Raw genomic sequence first — 22,380 nt, forward strand, 5'->3', positions numbered from 1 at the left:
CGTCCGGGGTTCGTCGGGCGACGCCAAAACCGTTGTGTCGGTTTCGATGCCGAAACGTCGGGAGTCGCCACGCTCACGATGCCTGTCTCGGCACTACGACAGCCATTACGCTCAAACGGCCGGCGTTCGCACGAACGGACACGATGGTCGATCTCTCGCGCCGGCGGTTCCTCGGTGTCGCGGCTGGGGCCACGATCGCGGCGGGGACGGCGGGTACCGCGAGCGCCATGCGGATAGGGACGGGACGGGAGTGGCAACCAGTTAGTTCGCCGACAGACAGAACGCTCCACGACGTCGCGCTGGCCGACGGAACGGCGTACGCTGTCGGTGGTGGCGGCGTCGTCCTCGAACGCACTGACGAGGGATGGCGAACCCTGATCGCGAACGGCCCACACGATGACGGGTCGAACCTCCACGCCGCGGCGGGCGACGGTGACGGGCGTGTCTGGATCGCGGGTGCCAGCGGCGCGCTCGCTGTCCTCGACGCTGCGACCGGCACCGTGACTTCCCACCGCTCCCCGGACGACGTGACGAACCAATTCACCGACATCGAGGTGGCGGGGACGGGCGACGACGCGACCGTCTACGTCACCGACAGCTCCGGGCACGTACACGCCTCGAGCGGGCGGAACGACCGGCGCGACTGGACGCACGTCACGCCCGGAAGCGGGGCGGCGATCCGCGCGGTGTCGTGTCGAAACGGGCGAACGGTCGTTGTTGATACGAACACCGACGTCTTCGAGACACACGATGGGGGGGCAACGTGGCACCGGTTTGGGATCGACGACGCGGACGCGGGGTTCCGCGACGTCACGCTCGCGGGCAACAGTGCACACATCGTCGGCGGCGCGCTGTACAGCGAGACCGGCGGAGGCTGGGATGTCGCCGACCCATGCGAGGCGACCCTGTACGACGTGGAGATCGGATCGTGTGGCTGCGTCCACGCCGTCGGGGCCGACGGAACCATCCTCCACCGCCCCGGGAGGGGTATCCCGTACGGGGCGACGCTGGCGAAGTGGCTCGGTCGCTGGGACACCACCAACCCGGTCTCAGAGACGCTCCACGGGTTCGTCCTCGGCCCGCCACACGTCGCCGTCGGGGCGAGCGGGACGATCATCGAACGGTGATGGCGGATCGCCCGACGTGGGTCGTCGAACGCTGAGGTCGAATCGGCCGGCGGGGGCGTAATATTATGACGGTCCGTGATGGACAGGGGGTATGGAATCGACGCTCGACACCGTACTGGTCGCACTCAGCCCGGAGATCACCGACGAGAACGCGGACCGACTACTCGACGCCGCGATGCAGGTCGCCGGGCCGGCGGACGCGACGGTCGTACTGACGTACGTCGTCTCGGGGGAGGAGTTCCTCGATGCCGCCGAACGCCTCGGCCACGAAGGCGCGAGTCGGGATGACGCGGACGAGGTGCTGGCCGACCACGAGACCGTCACCCACCTCGGCGCGAGGCTCGACGAACGCGGAATCGACTACGTCGTCCACGGCGCGGTCGGGCAGGTCGCAGAAGAAGTCATCGCGGCCGCCGAAGCCGAGGGCGCGGATCAGGTGTTCGTCTCCGGCCGGCCGCGCTCGCCGACCGGGAAGGCGGTGTTCGGGAGCACCGCACAGGACATCATCCTCGACTCGCCCTGCCCGGTCACGTACGTCGCCGCGCAGTCGGACTGACGACGCCGTCGCCCCGTCCCGGAACACCTAACCGCAGTTCGCGCCTCTTCTCGCGTAATGGTTGATTGGACGGAGAAGTACCGCCCGACGACCCTCTCGGAGGTCCGCGGGAACGATTCCGCCCGCGACGACCTCAAGCAGTGGGCGGAGACGTGGGACGACCACGGCGAGGCCGTCATCGTCCACGGGAGCCCGGGCGTCGGGAAGACCTCCGCAGCGCACGCGCTCGCCAACGACATGGGGTGGGACGCGATCGAGTTGAACGCGAGCGACACGCGCACGAAGGACGTCATCGAGCGCGTCGCGGGCGAGGCTGCCAAATCCGGCACGCTCGTCGGCGGCTCGGGTGGCCGCAAGCTCGTCATCATGGACGAGGCGGACAACATCCACGGCAACGCCGATCGGGGCGGCGCGCGCGCCGTCACGCGCCTCGTGAAGGAGGCCACGCAGCCGATGGTCCTCATCGCCAACGAGTATTACGACATGTCGAACGCCCTCCGCAACGCCTGTCGGGAGATCGAGTTCCGCGACGTCGGGAAGCGCTCGATCATCCCGGTACTCCGCGACGTCTGCCGGCGCGAGGGGATCGAGTACGAGGACAGCGCGCTCTCCGCACTCGCGCAGAAGAACAGCGGTGACCTCCGCTCGGCGATCAACGACCTTCAGGCGCTCGCCGAGGAGGCCGACGTCCTCACCGAGGACGACATCGTCACCGGCGATCGGGACACCACCGAGGGCATCTTCGACTTCCTCGACGACGTTATCAAGGAGAAGGGCGCACAAGAGGCGCTCTACGCCGCCTACGACGTCGACGAGACGCCCGACGACCTCCTCAACTGGGTGGAGGACAACGCCCCGAAGGACTACTCGGGCCCCGAGCTCGCCGACGCCTACGGCTTCTTCGCAAACGCCGACAAGTGGCTCGGGCGCGTGCGTGCCACGCAGGACTACTCCTACTGGCGCTACGCGACCGACAACGTCGCCGCCGGCGTCGCGGCCGCGCGCCGCGAGCAAAAGGGCGGCTGGACGCGATACGGCCCGCCCTCCTACTGGTCGAAGCTCGGCCGGACGAAAGGGACCAGAAACACCCGCGACTACATCGCGCGCAAGATCGCCGAGCAGTCCGGCTGTTCGATGGCGACCGCCCGCCGCGAGGTGATGCCGTTCCTCGCCGCGATGACGCATCACTGCAAGCCACGGGAGCTCACCGTCGCGATGGCCACCGCCTACGATCTGGAGGAGGAACACGTCGCCTTCGTCACCGGCAGCGGGAAGGACACGAACAAGGTCGAAGACATTGTCGCCGACGCGGAAGCGGCGGAGGCGGCGGCCGCCGTCGAACACTCCGGCGGCGCGTTCGAGGGACAGGCCGAAGCCAGCGATGTCGAAGTCGACGGGACTGACGAGGCGAACACCGACGCGCCAGCGGAGGACGAAGACGTCTTCGTTGACGAGGAAGAAGACACCAAAGCCGACGACGCCGAGGACGACGACATGCAGAGCGGCCTCGACGAGTTCTTCTAAATGACCTTTTGCCAGCGAGCGAAGCGAGCGCAGTAAAAGGTAGTTTTACAGGGTCTCCTCCAGGATCAATCGTGTTTTCGTGGTGGTGACGTCGTCGAGCTCGCGCGTCTTGGTGATGAGTTCGTTGACGCGGCCGGTGTCCTCGGCGTCGACGACGACGACGATGTCGAGTTCACCGGAGACCTGCCAGACGAAATCGACTTCGGGCCACTCGGCGATCTGGTCGCCGACGCCGTGGGTGTCGACGTCGACGGCGACGTCGACTTCGATCATGGCTTTGACGTTCCCAGTACTGGTGGAGACGGTGAAGCGTTCGATGGTGCCCTCCTCCTGCAAGCGCTCGACGCGGTTGCGGATCGTCCCCTCGCTGACGCCGAGCTCGTCGCCGATCTCGGTGTAGGGGGTCCTGGCGTCGCGCCGGAGGACGTCCAGGATCTGCCGGTCGAGGTCGTCCATACTGACGAGTGGGGGCGGCGGGCGAAAGGCGTTACGAATTTCGTAGCAACGCTACGAAAGCAAGGCTTATAGTCGGGAAGTCCGTTCGCTTCTCGTAATGCCGGACGCTTACCTCGCCCTCGAAACGGGGGATGTCGTCGAAGCGCGTGCGCGCGCTCCGGGCGCGGCCCAGGGCGAACTCGTGTTCACGACCGCCTACACCGGGTACGAGGAGAGTCTCACCGATCCCTCCTACGAGGCCCAGGTGCTCACCTTCTCCTACCCACTCATCGGGAACTACGGCGTCCGAGAGGAGCGCTTCGAGTCGGATCGCGTCCACCCCTACGCCGTCGTCGCACGCGAGATGACGGACGACGTCGCGGAGTGGCTCGAGGCGGAGGGCGTCCCCGGGGTCGATCACGTCGACACTCGCGACCTCGTCACGGACATCCGCGACCGGGGGGCAATGAAGGTCGGCATCTCCGCCGGCCCGGACGCCTCGCCCGAGGAGGCGAAGGCCCAACTCGACTCCTGTCCGCACATGAGCGACCTCACGGACATCGGCGCGGACGTCAGCGTCGAGGAGCCGATCCATCACGAGGGATCGGGCGCACGCGTCGCGCTGATCGACTGTGGCGCGAAGGGCTCCATCGTCGACTCGCTCACCGCGCGTAACGCCGACGTCCACGTCCTTCCCTACGACGTCGACGCCGCGGCCGTCGAGGAACTCGACCCGGACGTGCTCTTCATCTCGAACGGGCCCGGCGACCCCGCGAACTTCGAGGCCGCCCAGGCGCTCGTCGAGCACTTCACCGACGAACTCCCGATTGCCGGCATCTGCCTCGGGCAGCAGGTCGTCGCGCGCGCCCTCGGTGGCACCACGAAAAAGATGGATTTCGGCCACCGCGGCGTCAACCAGCCGGTCCTCGACCACGACACCGGCCGCGTCGTCATGACGACGCAAAACCACGGGTACACCGTCGACGAGCCCGGCGACCTCACCGTCACGCAGATCAACGTCAACGACGACACCCCGGAGGGCCTCGACAGCACGGAGTACGGCATCCTGACGCGCCAGTACCATCCCGAGGCGAACCCCGGCCCGCACGACACCCTCGACTTCTTCGACGAGGTCCTCGAACTCGCCGAGAGCCGGCAGGTCACCGCGTAGACGGATCGAACGCGGTTCTCGCTACTCTCCCTCTTCTCTTCGTTTCGCGCGATCGGTGAGTAACGTGTCCATCATGGTCCATGTGCATAGTTGTCACTAACCGTTTTGGACTACCACAGAAAAAGCAACCGCGAAATCGGACAGGAGCCGAATCGGCCGCCTCGACCCGATATCGGACAGGTTACCGCTCGTGGGGCGTTACTCGCCGCCCCACGTCGTGTTCGTGATGGGGCGTGAACTCACAGAGGCGATGTCGAGGTCTTCCGCGCGGTGGGCGAGCGCTTCGAGGCTCGCTTCGGCGCTGGCGACCGTCGAGATGTATGGGAGTTCCTCCTCGATGGCGGTCTGGAGCGCATCGACGTCGTCGCCGACGTAGAGGTCGATCTCGTTCTGCCGGATCGCCTCGGGGACGTCGTCGATCGCTCGTACGTCGTAGTAGTCGGCGAAGCCATCAATATCGAAGTCGATGACGGCGACGCCGTCATCCGGGAGCGGGTTGCCGGCTGCGGACTGGGCCTTCTCGTAGGCCTTCCCGAACGTCCGGGCGGTCCCCATGACCTCGCCCGTGGACTTCATCTCGGGGCCGAGGCGGGGGTCCGCGCCCTCGAAGCGGTCGAACGGCAGGACGACCTCCTTGACACTGAACTGCTCGGGGACGCCCTCCTCGACGCCGAGGTCGGCGAGCGAGTCGCCCGCCATGACCTTCGCGGCGAGCTTGGCGATGGGGACGCCGGTCGCCTTCGAGACGAAGGGGACGGTGCGCGAGGAGCGGGGGTTCGCCTCCAGCACGTAGACCTCGCCGTCCTTCACGGCGAGCTGGACGTTGAGGAGGCCGACGGTTTCGAGGGCGCGCGCGATCTCCTCGACGACCTCGCGGACGCGACCGAGTGTCTCGTCGTCGAGGTTCCGCGGCGGGATGACGCAGGCGGAGTCCCCGCTGTGGACGCCCGCGGCCTCGACGTGCTCCATCACGCCGCCGATGAGGACGTCCTCGCCGTCCGAGACGGCGTCGACGTCCAGTTCGACGGCGTCCGCGAGGAACTCATCGACGAGGATCGGCTTGTCCGGGGCGACCCGGACGGCCTCCTCGATGTACTCCTCGAGCTCCGCGTCGCTGTGGACGACCTCCATCGCGCGGCCGCCGAGGACGTAGGAGGGACGAACGAGAACCGGATAGCCCAGATCGTGCGCGAGATCGAGGGCCTCCCCCTTGCTCGTCGCCGTGCCCCCGTCGGGCTGGCTGATCCCGAGTTCGTCCATCAGGACGTTGAACCGGTCGCGGTCCTCCGCTAAGTCCATCGCCTCGACGCTCGTCCCGAGGATCGAGGCATCGAGGCCGCGCCGGTCGATCTCGGCCTCGAGCTCGTCCGCGACGTTCACCGACGTCTGGCCACCGAACTGAACCATCACGCCGTCGGCCCCGGTGGCCTCGACGACGTCCGCGACCTCTTCGGCCGTGATCGGCTCGAAGAACAGGCCGTCGGAAGTGTCGTAGTCCGTGGAGACGGTCTCGGGGTTGTTGTTGACGACGTGCGCCTCGATGTCCTCCTCACGGAGGGCGCGCACGGCGTGCACGGAGCAGTAGTCGAACTCGACGCCCTGCCCGATGCGGATGGGGCCGCCGCCGACGACGACGACGGAGTCCGTGTCGTGATCGACGCGGAGCTCGCCGCCCGCGGACTCACCCTCGAAGGGGCCGCTGAACCACTCGGGCTTGCGCGAGGAGTAGTAGTACGGCGTCTGCGCCTCGAACTCGCCCGCGCAGGTGTCGACCTGTTTATAGGTGCGACCGGGGACGTCAGCCTCGACGTCCGCGACGCTCACGCCCGCACCGTCGGGGCGTGCCTCAGGTTCGTCCGCGGACGCCTCGGCCTCGATGTCCGAGGGGAGCCACGACGGATGGGTGTCGTCGAAGGGACCGCCCGCGAGCGCGGTGATCTCGTGGTTCGTGAAGCCCTCGATGGCGGCGTCGGTGAACTTCCCGTCCTTCGCGCCGTCCGCCGCGTCGGCGATCCGCGCGAAGCGCTCGACGTACCACTCCTCGATGCCCGTGAGGTCGACGACCTCGTCGACGGAGTAGCCGCGGTCGAACGCCTCGAAGATCGCGTAGGGGCGATCCGGGCTCGGGCGCGCGACGTAGGTCTCGGCGAGCTCGTCGTCGGAGAGACTCGCCCAGTCGACGTCGGGTTCGTACTCGCTCGAGCGCATCGCCTTCAACAACGACTCCTCAAAGGTGCGCCCGATCGCCATCGCCTCGCCCGTGCTCTTCATCGCGGTGCCGAGCGTGAAGTCGACGTTGTCGAACTTGTCCTTGGGCCAGCGCGGCACCTTCGTGACGACATAGTCGATCGCGGGCTCGAAGGCCGCCGTCGTCTCGCCCGTGATCTCGTTCGTGATTTCGTGGAGGCGCTTGCCGAGCGCGACCTTCGCGGTGACGCGGGCGATCGGATAACCCGTCGCCTTCGAGGCGAGTGCGGAGGAACGCGAGACGCGCGGGTTGACCTCGACGACGCGATACTCCCCGCCCGGAGTGCCGTCGTCGCGCCATGCAAACTGGATGTTACAGCCGCCCTCGATCCCGAGATCGCGAATGACCTCCAAGGCGGCGTCGCGCATGTCCTGGTGGCCGTCGTCGGGAATGACCTGCGAGGGGGTGACGACCGTGGACTCGCCGGTGTGGATGCCCATCGGGTCGATGTTCTCCATGTTGCAGATGATGACGGTGGAGTCGCCGGCGTCGCGCATCACCTCATACTCGAGTTCGACCCAGCCGGCGATGGATTCGGTGATGAGCACCTCGTCGTTCCGGGAGAGGCGCAGACCCTTGCGGACGCGCTCCTTGAGGACCTCCATGTCCTCGACGACGCCGGAACCGGATCCGCCGAGGGTGTACGTGGTCCGCATGATGACCGGGAGGCCACCGACGGACTCGACGGCGTCCTCGACGCGCTCGCCGAGCGCTTCGGCGTCGAGCTCCTGGACGCTCTCGCCCTCATCGAGGCTGATGGTCGTCGAGCGCGCGACGGGCTGGCCGAGCTCGTGCATCCGCTGGCGGAAGAGCTCGCGGTCCTCCGTCGCGTAGATGGTGTCGAGCGGCGTGCCCATGATCTCGACGTCGTACTCATTAAGCACGCCCTCCTCGGCGAGTTCGGCGGTGACGTTCAATCCTGTTTGCCCGCCGAGGCCGGCGATGACGCCGTCCGGCTCCTCTTTCGCGATGACCTCCGCGATGGCCTCGGTGGTGATGGGTTCGATGTAGACCTCGTCCGCCATCTCGGGATCCGTCATGATGGTGGCGGGGTTGGAGTTGACGAGGACGACTCGGGCCCCTTCCTCTTGCAGGGCGCGACACGCCTGCGCGCCCGAGTAGTCGAACTCTGCCGCCTGGCCGATCTGTATCGGGCCGCTCCCAATGAGGAGGACGGTCCGGTCGTCACTCATGTGTATCGGAGACGAGTGCGTACATCGTAATAAGCGAAACGAAACACTGCAAATCTCGTAACCGGATTACGAAAATCGTAACCGGGCCGGGAGGGCCGGCACACGGCGGCGGGCGACGCCGGAAGCGACGATCGCGAATCGTCGTAGCGATCCAGTGAGGTTGATGACTACCTATCCGACTCGTGCACGCCTCACGCGGGCGCGTCGTACTCGTCGCGCCAGTCGCGCCGTGCCCGGTAGCGCTCGACGAACTCGCTCACGTCGAAATCGAGCATCTGCTCCTCGAAATCGCCCTGCGTGGCGTCGTCGCGCGCGTGGCTCACGGCGTGCTCCATCAGCTCGACAACGAGCTCGACGACGTGCTCGTGGAGCGTCCGCGCGTCGAAACGCGTCACCCACAGCATCGCGTAGCCGACGCGCCCGTCGTCGGTCGCATCGACTGCGACGATGTCGTCGGGGAACTCCTCCAGCACGCTCCCCATCAGGTGGGGAGTGCCGAACTCCTCGAACGCGTCGTCCTCCCCCACGCTCACCGTCTCGCGCAGGACGTCGACGACGGCCTCCGGCACGAAACGCGAGGGTGGATGCATATCCATTACGACGGCGTGGCGCTCGCCGCACGCGCACTCGTACTCGCGCATCCCAAGGTCGAACGCGGAGCGGTGGACCGTCTCCCCACAGGGGAGCGTGACAGTCCCGTCGTCCGCGTCGGCCTCGCCGCCTCGGCCGCCGTCGCCGCCGTCGCCGGCGTCCGGAACGCGCGGCCCCGCTCCCGTCTCCGTCATGCTACGGCCAGTCGTCGCGTTCGGGTTCGCCGGCGCTCGACGCCGCCTCCTCGGGATCGCCGAGCTCCCAGCCGGCCGCCTCGGCGGCGTCCTCGATAGCGAGGTACTCCCAGCCGGTGTCGTCGGCGAGCGCTGCGTCCTCCTCACCCGAACCGACGAAGACGTGTCGGTTCGTCTCGAACTGGTTCTTCACGTTCTCCAAGCTCTCGCGCTTCGATTTCGGCCCGGAGAAGAAGTCCTGGCGGATCCGCCGTTTTCGCGTGAAGTTCGTGACGACGTACGTCGGTTCGTCGCTCACGACGCCGACGTACTCCGTCCACTGTCGGGCGTCGGCGAACGCCGTCCCGGGTTTCGCGAGTCGCTTGAGCGCGGACAGCTCGAAGGCGAGCGTCATATCCGTACTCCCGCCGCTCATGCTCATAGCTACAACGTGGGCCGGTAGCGTGGAAAACGGCTTCGGTCGGGGGAGGGAGGCCACAACATCGTCCCGAGCGGCAGGCGGACGGTTCGAGGTCGTCGGGAGCGACGAATCAGGCGAGGCGTGAGTCGTGTCCGTGAATCGGGAAGGGGAAAACGCGATCGCCGACTTACAGTTCCGCGTCGAGCTCTTCGAGCTCGAAGTTTTGCTGGAGGAGGACATCCGACTGCTCGGCGACGTCGGCTTCCGCGCGGATGAGCTGTTTGTACTTCGACTGCGGGGCGAGATCACCGATGAGCACGCCACCGATGAGCTTGCCGTCCTCGAAGGCGAGTCGCCGCCACTCCGTCTCCGAGTATTTGCGCTCGACGTGCTCGTCGCCGTCCGTCGGGAAGCCAAAGGAGAGGAACGGGAAGTCGAAATGGGTGATGGAGTACGAGGATACCCAGCGGAACGCATCGACGTCGTCGACGTCGTCGGCGGCCATCGCGTGCCCGGCGACGGCACCCTGCTGTTTCGCGGAGCCCCACGACCCGTTTTGCGCGTGCGTGTCGCGGATGGTGTCGTAAAAACGCGTGATGTCGCCCGCAGCGTAGATATCCTCGACGCCGGTGCGCATGTACTCGTCGACGACGATCCCGTCGTCGATTTCGACGCTCGTGTCTTGGAGGAACTCGACGTTGAAGTTGAGGCCGATGGCGACCCCGACGAACGCCGAGTCGTAGCGCTCGCCGTTGCCGCCGAGCGTCGCGACGACGTGCCCGTCGTCGTCCGTCTCGAAGCCCGAGGCACCGGAGTCGAAGACCGGCTCAATACCCTTCTCCGCGAGCGCGTCGTGGATGATCTCCGCGCCGTCCTCGCTGAGGGCGTAGCGCCACCAGCGGTCGCCACGCATCAGGTATTTCGCCTCGATGTCCTGACCGGCACAGATGGCCGCGAGGTCGATCCCGAGCAGGCCCGCACCGACGATAACGCCCGAGTCCGCCTCTTCTGCGTGCTCGCGGATCCGGCGGGCATCCTCGAACGTCCAGAAGTGATGAACGCCCTCGGCGTCGCTGTTCTCGACCGGGAGCTGTGTCGGTGTCCCGCCGGTCGCGACGAGCAGCGCGTCGTAGTCGAGGTCGTCGCCCTCGTGCGTGTGGACGACGTGCGCGTCGGGGTCAATCCCGGTCACGAGCGTATTGAGCCGCAGGTCGATGTCGCGTTCGTCGTACCACGACTCGTCGTGAATGGAGATCGGCGCTTCCGGGAGTTTCCCCTTGGCAAACTCCTTGATGAGGATGCGGTTATAGAGGGCTTCGCCCTCGTCGGTAACGATGGTGACGTCGGCGTCGGGTTCGCGTTCGCGGATCGTCTCCGCCGCGGAACTCCCCGCGACCCCGTCACCGATAATCACGAACGACTGGCTCATGTGGGCCACTGGGCGTTCCGGGTTAAAGTCGATTGCTATCCGTTGTCGCTTCCGGCATGCGTTACCGCTGTGTGTCACGGAATCACCGCGATGGGTGCATCTTTGTACGTCGAATTTCATAGAACGCGTATGAAGTTGCGGCAGAACGTCACCCACTTCGCGGCGCAAAAGGCACTGGAGATGCCGGGCATCGGCGACCTCGTCCACGAAAAACTCGTCGACATCCACGTCTCCGTCTTCGGCGACTGGGCCGACCCGGAGTACCGCGAGGAGCGCATCCCGCACTTGGAGGCGTTCTTCGACGCGAGCACCGAGATGTACCTCACCGCCCTCCAAGACGGGTTCGACGAGGCGACGGCGCGCGAGATGACGCACATCGTCGCGACCTTCGACTTCTACAACCACGGATGGGCGGAGATGATGGAGTACCCCCCGGAGGAGGTCGACGCCCACTACGAACGCCACCGCGACTTCTTCGAGGCGCACGGAATCACCGTCGCGGACCCGCTCGGCGAGTTCGGCCCCAAGGGCGGACTCCCCGAGGTCACTGACACGCCCGAGCGCCTCGCAGAGGGCGACTTCCCGCACGCGGAAGGCGGGTTCGCCGACGACGTCTACGTCGAGGACGGCGAGGGCGAGACGAAACGCGGGAGCCAGGCTATCCCCGACGACGTGGACGTGGATCGCGCGCCCGGCGCGAACGAGCGCTGACGCGACGGTACGGGCGTCCGATTACCGGCCGGTGATACGGTCGGCGACCTCGTATCCCGCGACGATCCCGCCGTTCAGCGATCGCTCGGGGTACTGCGCCTCGCTCGCCATTCCCGCGTAGTAGATGCCCGGCGCGACGTCGTCCGCGAGGTCGTAGGGCACCACCATGTCGAGGTAGCCGCGCTCGTAGATTGGGGCCGTCCGGGGATTGCGTGCCGTTTTCACCCAGTTGACCGACTCGCGCTCGAAGTCGGGGAACAGCGATTCGATCCCCGCGATCCACGTTTCGGCGACCTCGTCGTCGTCCATTCCCCACACCGGGTCCTCGGGGCTCTGGATGTATTTCGGGACGTAGAGGAGGTGTTCGCCGCCGTAGTTCGACTCGCCGATGAAGTTCGTGTGCTCGATGAGCGCGCCGAAGGGCGCGTCGTCCGCGACGTTCAACCAGTAGGTGTCCGTCAGCGACTCCGAGAGAGAGAGCACTGAGCAGACCGTCCCCTGGAACTCGATATCGCACTCGTAGCCCGTGAGGTCTTCGAGGACGTTCGGCATCGCCGCGACGACGACCGAATCGACGTCGTGCGTCTCCGTCGTTCCGTCCCCGGATTCGGCGGTGAGCGTCTCCACGCCCGCCTTGCCGAACGACAGGTCCGTGACGCGCGTGTTCGTCTCCACCGTCGCCGTACCGACGTCACGTAGGAGTTCATCCAGCAGGCGACCGAATCCGCCCCGGAGATAGCCGAGCGGTTCGCCCTTCAACAGATCGCGTTCCCCGCGGAACTTGATGCGCCCGAGGAGCCACGCTGCCGAGACGTCCTCCGCGCGCTCGCCGAACTTCGCCTCTAGGAGCGGCTCGAAGAACGTCTCGTAGACGTTCCGCGTCGTATGCTCGATGCAGAACTCCTTCACGGGGACGTCCTCGTAGTCCGCGAGGTCCTCGTACGAGTCGAACGAGGGGATCCCACCCCGGACGTCGATGTCGAGGACGAGCATCCCCAGCCGGAAGGTGTCGTAGAGGTTCCAATACGGGAAGGCGAGGATCTCCCACGGCTTGTCCATCGGGTGGATCGTCCCGTCGATGTAGTAGGCGTTCTTCCCGATCGGCCACGTCAGGTCGTCGCCGAGCCCGAGTTCCTCGATCAGTTCGACGATGGTTTCTTCGGACCCCGAGAGGTGGTGGTAGAACTTCTCCAGGCGATCCCCGCCCGTCTCGTACGTCGCCGCGAGCCCGCCGACCTGGTCGGACGCCTCGAACACCGTCACCTCGCGGCCCGCGGCCTGCAACTGCCGTGCTGCCGCCAACCCCGCGATCCCGCCGCCGACGATCCCGATCATGGCGGAGAATCGGGACGCAGCGCGGTTTATCGTTACGGAACGGCGTTCGACCGTTTGCCGGGCTCGGCGCGCAACGCGCGCCATCGCTGGCAAAACCTCGGCCAAAATGTCCGTCAGCCTCCAGAGGAGGGTTTCAGACCTCGCGGCGAAACCACGAGTGAATCGCCTGGCTCGGGCTCTGCTGAGCCGCTCGCTCGCCGAACGCTAGCCGACGTGGTCCGTTCGGTCTCTGTGCGACCTTTTCCCGCGCTCGCCTCCGCCTCGCTAGGAAAAGCTCGGCCAAAAGCCCGCGATCCTCCCGTTGGTCGGCTCTTGGCCCGCTCGCTCCTGCCGGTCGCTCGCGGTAGGTACGCGGGCTGAATCAAACGCTGGCGGCCGCGGTGCAGTCCAGCGTACTCGCCCTCCGGGCGAGTTTCACCGCGCGGCGGAGCCGCGCGGGTGTTTTTCACCTCCGCGAGAACTGCGTTCTCGCTGATCCCGCACTCGCACCGCTCGCGCGGACCATGTTTTTCCCGCGAGTGGTCGGCTTCGCCGACCCGAGCGGGAAGAAGATGGAAGTGGTTCGCTACGCTTTTCCCCTGCGCCACGGTACGGGCGCGCATGCTTACGGTCCGCGCCCCCGCGACGAGTGCGAACCTCGGGAGCGGGTTCGACGTGTTCGGCGTCGCGCTCGACCGGCCCGCCGACGTCGTCACCGTCGAACGGGCCGACGAGACGACCATCGAGGTCACGGGGGCGGGCGCGCAGTACATCCCGGAGAACCCCGCGAAGAACACGGCGGGTGTCGTCGCCCGCGAACTCGACGCGCCCGCGCACATCCGCATCGACAAGGGCGTTCGGCCCTCCTCGGGGCTGGGATCCAGTGCGGCGTCGGCCGCCGCGGCGGCGGTCGCGCTCAACGCGCTCTACGACCGTGGGAACACGAACGAGGAGCTCGTCCGCGTCGCTGCGGAGGGCGAGGCCGCGGTCTCGGGGGAGGCGCACGCGGACAACGTCGCGCCGTCGATCCTCGGCGGCTTCACCGTCGTCCGCGACGACGGCGTGCTCAGCATCAACGCGGACGTCCCACTCGTTGCCTGCCTCCCGGAAATCGCCGTCTCAACGCGGGACGCACGCGGCGTCGTGCCGCGTTCGGCAGAGATGGACGACATCGTTCACACGGTCGGAAGCGCTGCGACGCTCACCGCCGGCATGCAGCGTGACGACCCGATGCTCGTTGGGCGCGGAATGGACGAGCGTGTCGTGACACCGGCCCGCGCGGCGCTCATCGACGGCTACGACGCGGTCTGCGAGGCGGCGAGCGAAGCGGGTGCCACGGGCGTTACCGTCAGCGGTGCCGGCCCGGCGCTCATCGCGGCGTGCTACCCCGAACGCCAGCGCGCCGTCGCGTCCGCGATGGTCGAGGCCTTCGAGGACGACGGCATCGACGCGCGAGCCTATCGCTCGACGGTCGGGCGCGGCGCGGAGATCATCGAAAACGAAGGGTAAGCCGCGAAACTGGTTTTAGAGGCGCTCGACGATGGCGTTCGTCACGTCCGTCGTCGTGGCGTCGCCACCGAGATCGGGCGTCCGCGGGCCGTGGGCGAGCACGCCCTCGACAGCGTCACGCACGTTGTCGGCTTCGTCGTCGTAGTCGAGATAGTCGAGGAGCATCGCCGCCGACAGCACGGTCGCGCAGGGGTTCGCAACGCCCTGGCCGGCGATGTCCGGTGCGGTGCCGTGGACGGGCTCGAAGAGTGCGCGCTCCTCGCCGATGTTCGCGGAGGGGAGGAGGCCGAGGCCGCCCACCAGCCCGGCGGAGAGGTCGGAGAGCACGTCGCCCGCGAGGTTCGGACAGACGATCGTGTCGTACTCCTCCGGGCGGAGACAGAGATGCATCGCAATCGCGTCCATCAGCGCGGTGTCGGTCTCGACGCCGTTCGCCTCGGCGACGTCGACGACCGAGTCGCGGAAGAGGCCATCCGTCTCGCGCATCACGTTCGCCTTGTGGGCGACCGTGAAGCCCTCGGGGGCGAACTCGCAGGCGTACTCGGCGAGGCGCTCGCTCGCGGACTTCGAGACGACGCGCGTTAGGGTCGAGACGTCGTCCGTGAGTCGGGACTCGTGGCCGGCGTAGACGCCCTCCGTGTTCTCGCGGAGGAAGACGACGTCCATGCCGGGCTTGAGTGCGTCGACGCCCGGATAGGTGCGCGCGGGCCGAACGTTGACGAAGGAGTCGACGGCGTCGCGCAGGGGGAGAATGACGTCCGCGGCGCTCTCGCCGGCCGCGCCGAACAGCGTTGCGTCGGCGGTCGCGGCGAGTTCGCGCGTCTCGTCGGGGAGCGGGTCGCCGCCCTCGTCGGCGACGTGGTCGCCCGCGGCGGCCTCGACGAACTCGAAGTCGATGCCAGTGGCTTGCAGGACGTCGATCGCGGCGGGGACAACCTCCTGTCCGATGCCGTCGCCGGGGATGACGACGATCTCCTCAGTCATCGGTCTCGGCGTGGGGGAGCGATTCCGACTCGACGTACGGGAGGGACTCCGCGACGCGTCGCGTCGCATCGCGGTTCGCCTCCATCAGCGCCGTCGTGTCCCAGACGCCCTCGACGAGCGCCTTGTGCTGTGCCTTATCGACGTTCGCGTCCATTTCCGTGCCGTCGTACTCGACGGTCTCACGGACGATGTCGACGTGCAGATCCTCGTCGGGGTGGTCGTCCACCCACTGCTGGAGGGCGTTGATCGACTCGTGATCCGCAGTCAACGTCGGAATCCCGAGCGCGAGGCAGTTGCCCGCGAAGATCTCCGCGAAGGACTCGCCGATGATGGCGTCGATCCCCCAGCGCATCAGGGCCTGGGGGGCGTGTTCGCGCGAGGAGCCACAGCCGAAGTTCGAGTTCACCACGAGGACGTTCGCGCCTTGGTACCTGCCCTCGTTGAACGGGTGGTCCTTCTGGTTGTCCTCGTCGTCGAAGCGCTGATCGAAGAAGGCGTATTCGCCGAGGCCGTCGAACGTGACGACCTTCATGAAGCGCGCCGGGATGATCTGGTCCGTGTCGATGTCGTTCCCGCGGATCGGGATGCCGGTTCCCGTCACTTCCTCGACGGTGTCGGCCGGTCCGTCTTCAAGATCGCTCATGCGAGGTTCACCTCCTTGAGTTCGCGCACGTCAGTCACTTCCCCGGTGATCGCCGCGGCGGCGACCATCCGCGGGTTCATCAGGACGGTCCGGCCGTCCTTCGAGCCCTGCCGGCCGATGAAGTTCCGGTTCGAGGAGGACGCACACGCCTCGTCGCCCTCCAACTGGTCGTCGTTCATGCCGAGACACATCGAACAGCCGGCGTCGCGCCAGTCGAAGCCGGCCTCAGTGAAGATCTCGTCCAAGCCCTCGTCTTCCGCGGCGGCCTTCACGCGCTGGCTACCGGGGACGACGAACGCGCGGACGCCGTCTGCGACCTCGTGGCCCTCGACGATGTTCGCGGCCGCACGCAGGTCGGGCAGCCGGGCGTTCGTACAGGAGCCGAGGAAGGCGACGTCGATGTCGTAGCCCGCCATCGTCTCGCCGGGTTCGACGCGCATATGCTCTTGCGCACGTCGCGCGACGTCCGCGTCGCCCGAGTCCATCTCTTCGGGATCCGGGATCGGATCGGTGATGCCGATGCCCTGTCCGGGCGTGGTGCCCCATGTGACGACCGGTTCGAGTTCGGAGCCGTCGATCGTGACGACGTCGTCGTACTCCGCATCGTCGTCGGAGCGGATCGACTCCCAGTACTCCTTGTGGCGCTCGAACTTCTCGGGCTCGTCCGCGTACTCGTCGGTCTCCGCGAGCCACTCGTAGGTGGTCTCGTCGGGGTTGACGTACCCCGCGCGAGCGCCGCCTTCGATGGACATGTTACAGATGGACATGCGGCCCTCCATTCCGAGGTTCTCGATGGCCTCGCCGCCGTACTCGTAGACGTGGCCGACGCCCCCGTCCGTGCCGAGCCGCCGGATGATCTCGAGGATGACGTCCTTCGCCTCGACGCCGGGGCCGAGTTCGCCCTCGACCTCGATGCGCCGGACCTTCTGCTTCTCCATCGCGATGCACTGCGTCGCAAGCACGTCGCGGATCTGCGACGTGCCGATCCCGAACGCGACCGCGCCGAACGCACCGTGCGTCGCCGTGTGGCTGTCGCCACAGACGATCGTCTTGCCGGGGGTAGTGATCCCCTGCTCCGGGCCGATGACGTGGACGATCCCCTGGTTGCCCGTCGTGGGGTCGTCGAACTCGATGCCGGCCTCGCGGACGTTGTCCTCCAGCTCCTCCATCATCCGCTCGGCCGCGTCATTCGAGAAGGGCCGCGAGCGGTCGCCGGTCGGGACGATGTGGTCCACCGTCGCGTGCGTCAGCTCGGGGTACGCGACGTCGAGATCGCGCTCCTGGAGCATCCCGAACGCCTGCGGGCTCGTCACCTCGTGGATGAGGTGGAGGCCGACGAACAGCTGGGTTTGGCCCGTCGGGAGCGTCGTGACCGTGTGTTCGTCCCAGACCGTATCGTAGAGCGTGCCCTCGCTCATTGACGTACCTCCGCACGCTCCTGTTCGTCCTCGGTCTCCTCGTCAGCCCACTCGAAGAGCTCGCGCAGGCGCTCGCCGACCTCCTCGATCTCGTGGGTGCGCTCGCGCTCGTGGAGCTGGTCGAACTGCGGCCGATTCGCCTGGTTCTCGGTGACCCATTCGTAGGCGAACTGGCCGTTTTGAACCTGCTCGAGGACCTCTTCCATGTTCTCGCGGGCGTGGTCGTCGACGACCATGTCGCCGCGCGTCAGCCCGCCGAACTCGGCGGTGTCGGAGACAGAATCCCACATCTCGCCGAGCCCGCCCTCGTACATCAGATCGACGATGAGCTTGAGCTCGTTGAGGACCTCGAAGTACGCCATCTCGGGGCTGTACCCCGCATCGACGAGCGTCTCGTAGCCCGTCTTCACGAGACTCGTGACGCCGCCGCAGAGCACCGCCTGCTCACCGAAGAGGTCGGTCTCAGTCTCCTCCTTGAACGACGTCTGGATGACGCCGGCGCGCGCACAGCCGATCGCGTTCGCGTACGCGAGGGCCTGTTCTTTGGCCTCGCCCGTCTCGTCCTGGTAGACGGCGACGAGCCCCGGCGTCCCCTCGCCGGCCTCGTAGTTCCGCCGGACGAGGTGGCCGGGGGACTTCGGTGCGACCATCGTCACGTCGATACCCGCCTTCGGCTCGATCTGTCCGTAGTGGATGTTGAAGCCGTGGGCGAACTGGAGCGTGTCGCCCTCCTCTAACTCGTCCTCGATCTGCGCGTAGACGTCCGGCTGGACGGTGTCCGGGACGAGGATGCTGACGACGTCCGCCTCGGCGGCCGCCTCGACCGGTGTCTCGACGCGCAGGCCGTCCTGCTTCGCCGCCTTTCGGGAGGCAGAGCCCTCGCGGAGGCCGACGACGACGTCGACACCCGAGTCGTTCAGGTTCTGGGCGTGCGCGTGGCCCTGGCTCCCGTAGCCGAGCACCGCGACCGTCTCGTCCGCGATGTAGTTGGGGTTCGTGTCTTCTTCGTGATACACAGTCTGGGTGAAGTCGTCGTCACTCATTGGTAGTAGTTGTCTCGTGTGCCGTGAATTCCGTGCCGCCGGCGAGCGCGGCGGTGCCCGTGCGGGCAACCTCGCGCACGCCGAACCGTTCGAACGCCTCGACCGCGGCGTCGATCTCACTCTCCGTGCCGGTCAACTCGACCGTCACGACCTCCGGGCCGGCCTCGACGGCCTCGCCGCCGTACATCTCCGCGACGGCCGCGACGCCCGCGGGGTCGTCGTCGCTGACCTTGATGAGCGCGAGCTCGCGCTCGGTCGCGTCGTCGAGTTCGCGGACCGCGTGCACGGGGACGAGCTTACGCAGCTGACGCTTGGCCTGCTCGACGCCCGGGTCCGTCTCCTCGACGACGATCGTCATCCGCGCGAGCCCCTCCGTCGAGATCGGCCCGACCGTCAGGCTCTCGATGTTGAACTGCCGACGCGCGAACAGCCCCGAGACCTCAGCTAAGACGCCGGGCTCGTGGTCGACGAGCGCCGACAGCACCTCGCGTCTGACCTTGGGCTCCGCCTCGGCTTCGGGGTCGATGCGGATCCCCTGTTTGTTCCGGCGACCCGTCGGATGCGGGCGCTCCTCGGGCGCGGGCCCGGGAAGTTCGCCGGTCATCGCCGTGCACCTCCGTCAGTCGTCGTCTTCGTGCTCATAGATGTTCCTCCTGCAGTGCGAACAGTCCGTTCGCGCCGCCGCTCGCGACCATCGGATAGACGTCCTCGCGCGGGTCGATGTGACAGTCGATGACGCTGGGACCGTCGTAGTCCCGGGCCGCCTCGATCGTGTCCGCGACATCGTCGTACGAGTCAAGGGTGAAGCCCTTCGCGCCGAACGCGTCGGCGAGCGTCGCGAAGTCCGGGCCCCACGGGTACTCCGAGGCCATCCGGCGGCCCTCGAAGAAGGCGTCCTGCCACTGTCGGACCATGCCGACGGCCTCGTTGTTCAGGACGCAGACCGTGATGTCGAGGTTCTCGCGAACCGCGACGGAGAGTCCCTGCGAGGTCATCAGGAAGGAGCCGTCGCCGTCGAAGCAGACGACCTCCTGATCGGGGGCGGCGACTTTCGCGCCGATGGCGGACGGGAGGCCGTACCCCATCGTTCCGAGGCCGTGACTGGAGATCCACGTCCGCGGCTGGGTGAACGTCCAGTACTGGACAGCCCACATCTGGTGTTGACCGACGCCCGTCGTGACGATGGTGTCCTCCGGGGTCGCTTCGTCGAACGCCTCGACGACGAACTGCGGTTTGAGCGGTTCGTCCTCGGGGGCGTCGTAGTCCATCGGGTACTCCGCTTTCCAGTGGCGGCACTGTTCGCGCCACCCCTCCGCGTCCGGGGAGCGCGGCAGCGCGTCATCCAGCTGACGCAACACCGTGCCCGCGTCGCCGACGAGCGGGTAGTCCGCGTGGACGTTCTTCGAGATCTCGGAGGCGTCGATGTCGACGTGGATGACTTCAGCCTCGGGGGCGAACGTATCGACGCCGCCGGTGAGGCGGTCGTCGAAGCGCGTCCCGACGCCGAGCAGCACGTCGCAGTGCGTGATCGCCATGTTCGCGTAGCCGGTGCCGTGCATCCCCGCCATCTCCATGGCGAGGTCGTGCGTCTCGTCGAACGTGCCGACGCCCGGCATCGTCGTGATGACCGGGATGCCGTGGTCGATGGCGAACTGGCGCAGCTCGTCGGTTGCCTCGCCCTTGATAACGCCGCCGCCGGCGAGGATCGCGGGTCGATCAGCGTTCGCGAGTGCGTGTGCGGCACGGCTCACTTCCGCGGTGTCGGCCTCGTCGGGAACTGTCTGCGTCGCCGGTCCCTCGGCGGGTCCGGGGCGCGCGACGTCCTCGGCGTTCGAGACGTCCTTCGGAAGGTCGACGAGCGTCGGGCCTTGGCGGCCCTTCCGGGCGAGTTCGAACGCCTCGCCGACGACGTCGCCGACGGTGTCCGGGTCGTTCGCGAAGTAGCTCGCCTTCGTCACGGGGCGCGTGATCCCCGTCGTGTCAGCCTCCTGGAAGGCGTCGTTGCCGACCATGTCGGTCGCCACCTGCCCGGTGAGGGCCAACAGCGGCTCCGAGTCCATGTCGGCGTCGGCGATGCCGGTGACGAGGTTGGTCGCGCCGGGGCCGGACGTCGCCAGGCAGACCCCCGGGTCGCCGGTGACGGCACCGTAGGCGTCTGCGGCGTGGGCAGCGCCCTGTTCGTGCGCCATCGTGACGTGGTTGATGTCGCTCTGGTAGAGCGCGTCGTAGATGGGCATGATGGCACCGCCCTGGACCCCGAAGGCGGCCTCAACGCCGGCGTCCTCCAATGCGGTCACCACGGACGACGCACCCGTCGGTAGCGTCTCCGCGTCGTCGTGTTCGGTAGTTCGTTCGGGTTCGCTCTCGCTCATTGTGTGGTGTGTGTAGTGCGGTCGCTGATAGGTCGAGTGGCCGATACGGACGGTCGCGGAGGATGAGGGAAGTGGGGGCTTACGCCCCTACGATGAACGTCGGGACGGCGGCGACAACGCTGGCGCGGGGTCGAACGACCTGCGTGTGCGTTCGTCGCATCGGTATCTGCGATACGCGCCGCTCCTATTTGAAACTTCCCGGCCACGCAAGCGTTGCCGAACGAGGGCACGACGTCTCAGGCCCTCACTTCGGTCGATTCGCGCTCGATGCCGACGGCCGCCGCGAACTCGTGGAGGTCCTCGGTGGTGACGCGGCGCTTCCCGGCGGCGTGCTCCTTCACGCGCTTTGTGACCGCCACCACCTCGTCGTCGGTCGGCTCGTAGCCGGCCTCCTCTAAGTGTTGGCGAACCGCGTTCGTCCCCGTGTGCTTCCCGAGGACGATGGAGCGTTCCGCGCCGATCATCTCGGGGGTCATCACGCCGGGTTCGAACGTCTCCGTATTCTCGATGACGCCCGCCGCGTGGATGCCCGACTCGTGGCTGAAGGCGTTCTTGCCGACCACGGGCTTGTTGTCGGGGATGGGCACACCGGCCTTCTCCGCGACCACGTCGGAGAGCTCGGCGATCCCGGTCGTGTCGATGCCGGTGTCGACCCCGTAGAGGCTCTCGATTGCCATGACGACCTCCTCTAAGGCGGCGTTTCCGGCGCGCTCGCCGATGCCGTTGACGCTCACCTGCGCCTGGTCGGCCCCGGCGACGATCCCCTCGACGGCGTTCGCAGTCGCCATCCCGAAGTCGTCGTGACAGTGCACGTCGATCCGGGCGTCCGTGTGCTCGCGCACGTATCGGACGAGGTCGGCGAACCGGGTCGGGGTCGCGATCCCGACGGTGTCGGGGAGGTTCACCCAATCGACGCCGGCCGAATCGACCGCCTCCAGTACCTCGGCGAGATACTCAGGGTCAGTTCGGGTGACGTCCATCGGGGAGTACATGACTTCGACACCGGCGTCCGCGACCTGCTCGACCGCCGTGACCGAGCGTTCGAGCACCTCCTCGCGCGTGGCGTGCATCGAGTCCTCGATCTGGATGTCGCTGGTGGACGCGAAGACGTGCACCATGTCGACACCCGCATCGATGGCGGCCTCGACGTCGGACTCGACGACGCGCGCCAACCCGCAGGTGGTGGCGTCGGTCGCCTCGGCGACGTCCCGAACGGCCTCGAACTCCGCCTCGGAGTTCGCGGGGAAGCCCGCCTCGATGACGTGGACCCCCATGCCGTCGAGCAGCGCCGCTATCTCGCGCTTGTCGTCGTAGTCGAACGACGTGCGTGGCGTCTGCTCGCCGTCGCGGAGCGTCGTGTCGAAAATTCGTGCGTCGTCGATCTCGTCGTTATTGTGGGCTAATGTGCCCTGGAAGAACCCGTTCCCCCGGACTCGCACCGGGAATGTCGTTAGATGACATCGTGTACGTACGTCGACTCCGGCCAGCCACATAAGGGTATCTTTCTCGCGGCGACAC

Annotated in this window: 19 protein-coding genes; 6 read left to right on the plus strand and 13 right to left on the minus strand. The window is 67.2% G+C overall.

Features of this window, described 5'->3' with window-relative positions:
• Nucleotides 1-143: 143 nt before the first annotated feature.
• The 3 genes from ABDZ36_RS05850 to ABDZ36_RS05860 all read left to right on the plus strand — a co-directional run bounded on the left by ABDZ36_RS05850 (nt 144) and on the right by ABDZ36_RS05860 (nt 3,207).
• On the plus strand, nt 144-1,127 hold the full coding sequence (locus ABDZ36_RS05850) for a hypothetical protein (RefSeq protein ID WP_211311135.1): 984 nt from the start codon (nt 144-146) through the stop codon (nt 1,125-1,127).
• Between the two features lie 91 nt (nt 1,128-1,218).
• Entirely contained in the window at nt 1,219-1,683 is a 465-nt protein-coding gene (locus tag ABDZ36_RS05855) for a universal stress protein (protein ID WP_211311136.1), read from the plus strand.
• Between the two features lie 57 nt (nt 1,684-1,740).
• Entirely contained in the window at nt 1,741-3,207 is a 1,467-nt protein-coding gene (locus ABDZ36_RS05860; RefSeq protein ID WP_211311137.1) for a replication factor C large subunit, read from the plus strand.
• 45 nt (nt 3,208-3,252) lie between these two features.
• On the opposite strand, the gene ABDZ36_RS05865 is transcribed toward ABDZ36_RS05860, so the two are convergent.
• Nucleotides 3,253-3,663: an Lrp/AsnC family transcriptional regulator gene (locus tag ABDZ36_RS05865; RefSeq protein ID WP_211311138.1), complete on the minus strand. Its 411-nt coding sequence runs from the start codon at nt 3,661-3,663 to the stop codon at nt 3,253-3,255.
• A 97-nt stretch (nt 3,664-3,760) separates the two neighbouring features.
• On the opposite strand from ABDZ36_RS05865, the gene carA reads away from it, so the two are divergent.
• Nucleotides 3,761-4,813 (plus strand): glutamine-hydrolyzing carbamoyl-phosphate synthase small subunit, encoded by a 1,053-nt coding sequence (gene carA / locus ABDZ36_RS05870; protein ID WP_211311139.1) that lies wholly within the window; start codon nt 3,761-3,763, stop codon nt 4,811-4,813.
• A gap of 198 nt (nt 4,814-5,011) precedes the next feature.
• On the opposite strand, the gene carB is transcribed toward carA, so the two are convergent.
• From carB to ABDZ36_RS05890, 4 genes are all read right to left on the minus strand, one after another.
• On the minus strand, nt 5,012-8,254 hold the full coding sequence (gene carB, locus ABDZ36_RS05875; RefSeq protein ID WP_211311140.1) for a carbamoyl-phosphate synthase large subunit: 3,243 nt from the start codon (nt 8,252-8,254) through the stop codon (nt 5,012-5,014).
• A gap of 191 nt (nt 8,255-8,445) precedes the next feature.
• Entirely contained in the window at nt 8,446-9,039 is a 594-nt protein-coding gene (locus tag ABDZ36_RS05880; RefSeq protein WP_211311141.1) for a DUF5815 family protein, read from the minus strand.
• Nucleotide 9,040: 1 nt separating this feature from the next.
• A complete protein-coding gene (locus tag ABDZ36_RS05885; RefSeq protein ID WP_211311474.1) occupies nt 9,041-9,454 on the minus strand; it encodes a DUF7124 domain-containing protein in 414 nt (137 codons plus the stop codon).
• A gap of 172 nt (nt 9,455-9,626) precedes the next feature.
• The gene (locus tag ABDZ36_RS05890; protein WP_211311142.1) at nt 9,627-10,868 is read right to left on the minus strand and encodes an NAD(P)/FAD-dependent oxidoreductase; all 1,242 of its coding nucleotides are present in this window, start codon (nt 10,866-10,868) and stop codon (nt 9,627-9,629) included.
• Nucleotides 10,869-10,997: 129 nt separating this feature from the next.
• On the opposite strand from ABDZ36_RS05890, the gene ABDZ36_RS05895 reads away from it, so the two are divergent.
• Nucleotides 10,998-11,579: a DUF6149 family protein gene (locus ABDZ36_RS05895; protein WP_211311143.1), complete on the plus strand. Its 582-nt coding sequence runs from the start codon at nt 10,998-11,000 to the stop codon at nt 11,577-11,579.
• A 21-nt stretch (nt 11,580-11,600) separates the two neighbouring features.
• Here the strand turns inward: ABDZ36_RS05895 and ABDZ36_RS05900 are convergent, their stop codons facing one another.
• Nucleotides 11,601-12,914, minus strand: coding sequence for an NAD(P)/FAD-dependent oxidoreductase (locus ABDZ36_RS05900; protein ID WP_211311144.1), 1,314 nt, complete (start codon nt 12,912-12,914; stop codon nt 11,601-11,603).
• 600 nt (nt 12,915-13,514) lie between these two features.
• Between ABDZ36_RS05900 and ABDZ36_RS05905 the strand changes: the two genes are divergently transcribed.
• On the plus strand, nt 13,515-14,402 hold the full coding sequence (locus ABDZ36_RS05905) for a homoserine kinase (protein ID WP_211311145.1): 888 nt from the start codon (nt 13,515-13,517) through the stop codon (nt 14,400-14,402).
• A gap of 15 nt (nt 14,403-14,417) precedes the next feature.
• Here the strand turns inward: ABDZ36_RS05905 and ABDZ36_RS05910 are convergent, their stop codons facing one another.
• The 7 genes from ABDZ36_RS05910 to ABDZ36_RS05940 all read right to left on the minus strand — a co-directional run bounded on the left by ABDZ36_RS05910 (nt 14,418) and on the right by ABDZ36_RS05940 (nt 22,355).
• Nucleotides 14,418-15,386, minus strand: a complete 969-nt coding sequence (locus ABDZ36_RS05910; RefSeq protein WP_211311146.1) for an isocitrate/isopropylmalate dehydrogenase family protein — start codon at nt 15,384-15,386, stop codon at nt 14,418-14,420.
• The gene (leuD, locus tag ABDZ36_RS05915; protein ID WP_211311147.1) at nt 15,379-16,029 is read right to left on the minus strand and encodes a 3-isopropylmalate dehydratase small subunit; all 651 of its coding nucleotides are present in this window, start codon (nt 16,027-16,029) and stop codon (nt 15,379-15,381) included. The genes ABDZ36_RS05910 and leuD overlap by 8 nt, the downstream gene beginning before the upstream one ends.
• A complete protein-coding gene (gene leuC / locus ABDZ36_RS05920) occupies nt 16,026-17,447 on the minus strand; it encodes a 3-isopropylmalate dehydratase large subunit (RefSeq protein ID WP_211311148.1) in 1,422 nt (473 codons plus the stop codon). Before leuC ends, leuD begins: the two co-directional genes overlap by 4 nt.
• Nucleotides 17,444-18,490, minus strand: a complete 1,047-nt coding sequence (ilvC, locus tag ABDZ36_RS05925) for a ketol-acid reductoisomerase (protein ID WP_211311149.1) — start codon at nt 18,488-18,490, stop codon at nt 17,444-17,446. The genes leuC and ilvC overlap by 4 nt, the downstream gene beginning before the upstream one ends.
• Nucleotides 18,483-19,094, minus strand: coding sequence for an acetolactate synthase small subunit (gene ilvN / locus ABDZ36_RS05930; RefSeq protein ID WP_211311150.1), 612 nt, complete (start codon nt 19,092-19,094; stop codon nt 18,483-18,485). Before ilvN ends, ilvC begins: the two co-directional genes overlap by 8 nt.
• 34 nt (nt 19,095-19,128) lie before the next feature.
• Nucleotides 19,129-20,862, minus strand: a complete 1,734-nt coding sequence (gene ilvB, locus ABDZ36_RS05935; RefSeq protein WP_211311151.1) for a biosynthetic-type acetolactate synthase large subunit — start codon at nt 20,860-20,862, stop codon at nt 19,129-19,131.
• 236 nt (nt 20,863-21,098) lie between these two features.
• The gene (locus ABDZ36_RS05940; RefSeq protein WP_425545307.1) at nt 21,099-22,355 is read right to left on the minus strand and encodes a LeuA family protein; all 1,257 of its coding nucleotides are present in this window, start codon (nt 22,353-22,355) and stop codon (nt 21,099-21,101) included.
• Between the last annotated feature and the right edge of the window lie 25 nt (nt 22,356-22,380).

The organism is Halarchaeum salinum (assembly GCF_039520965.1).
Taxonomy (GTDB): domain Archaea; phylum Halobacteriota; class Halobacteria; order Halobacteriales; family Halobacteriaceae; genus Halarchaeum; species Halarchaeum salinum.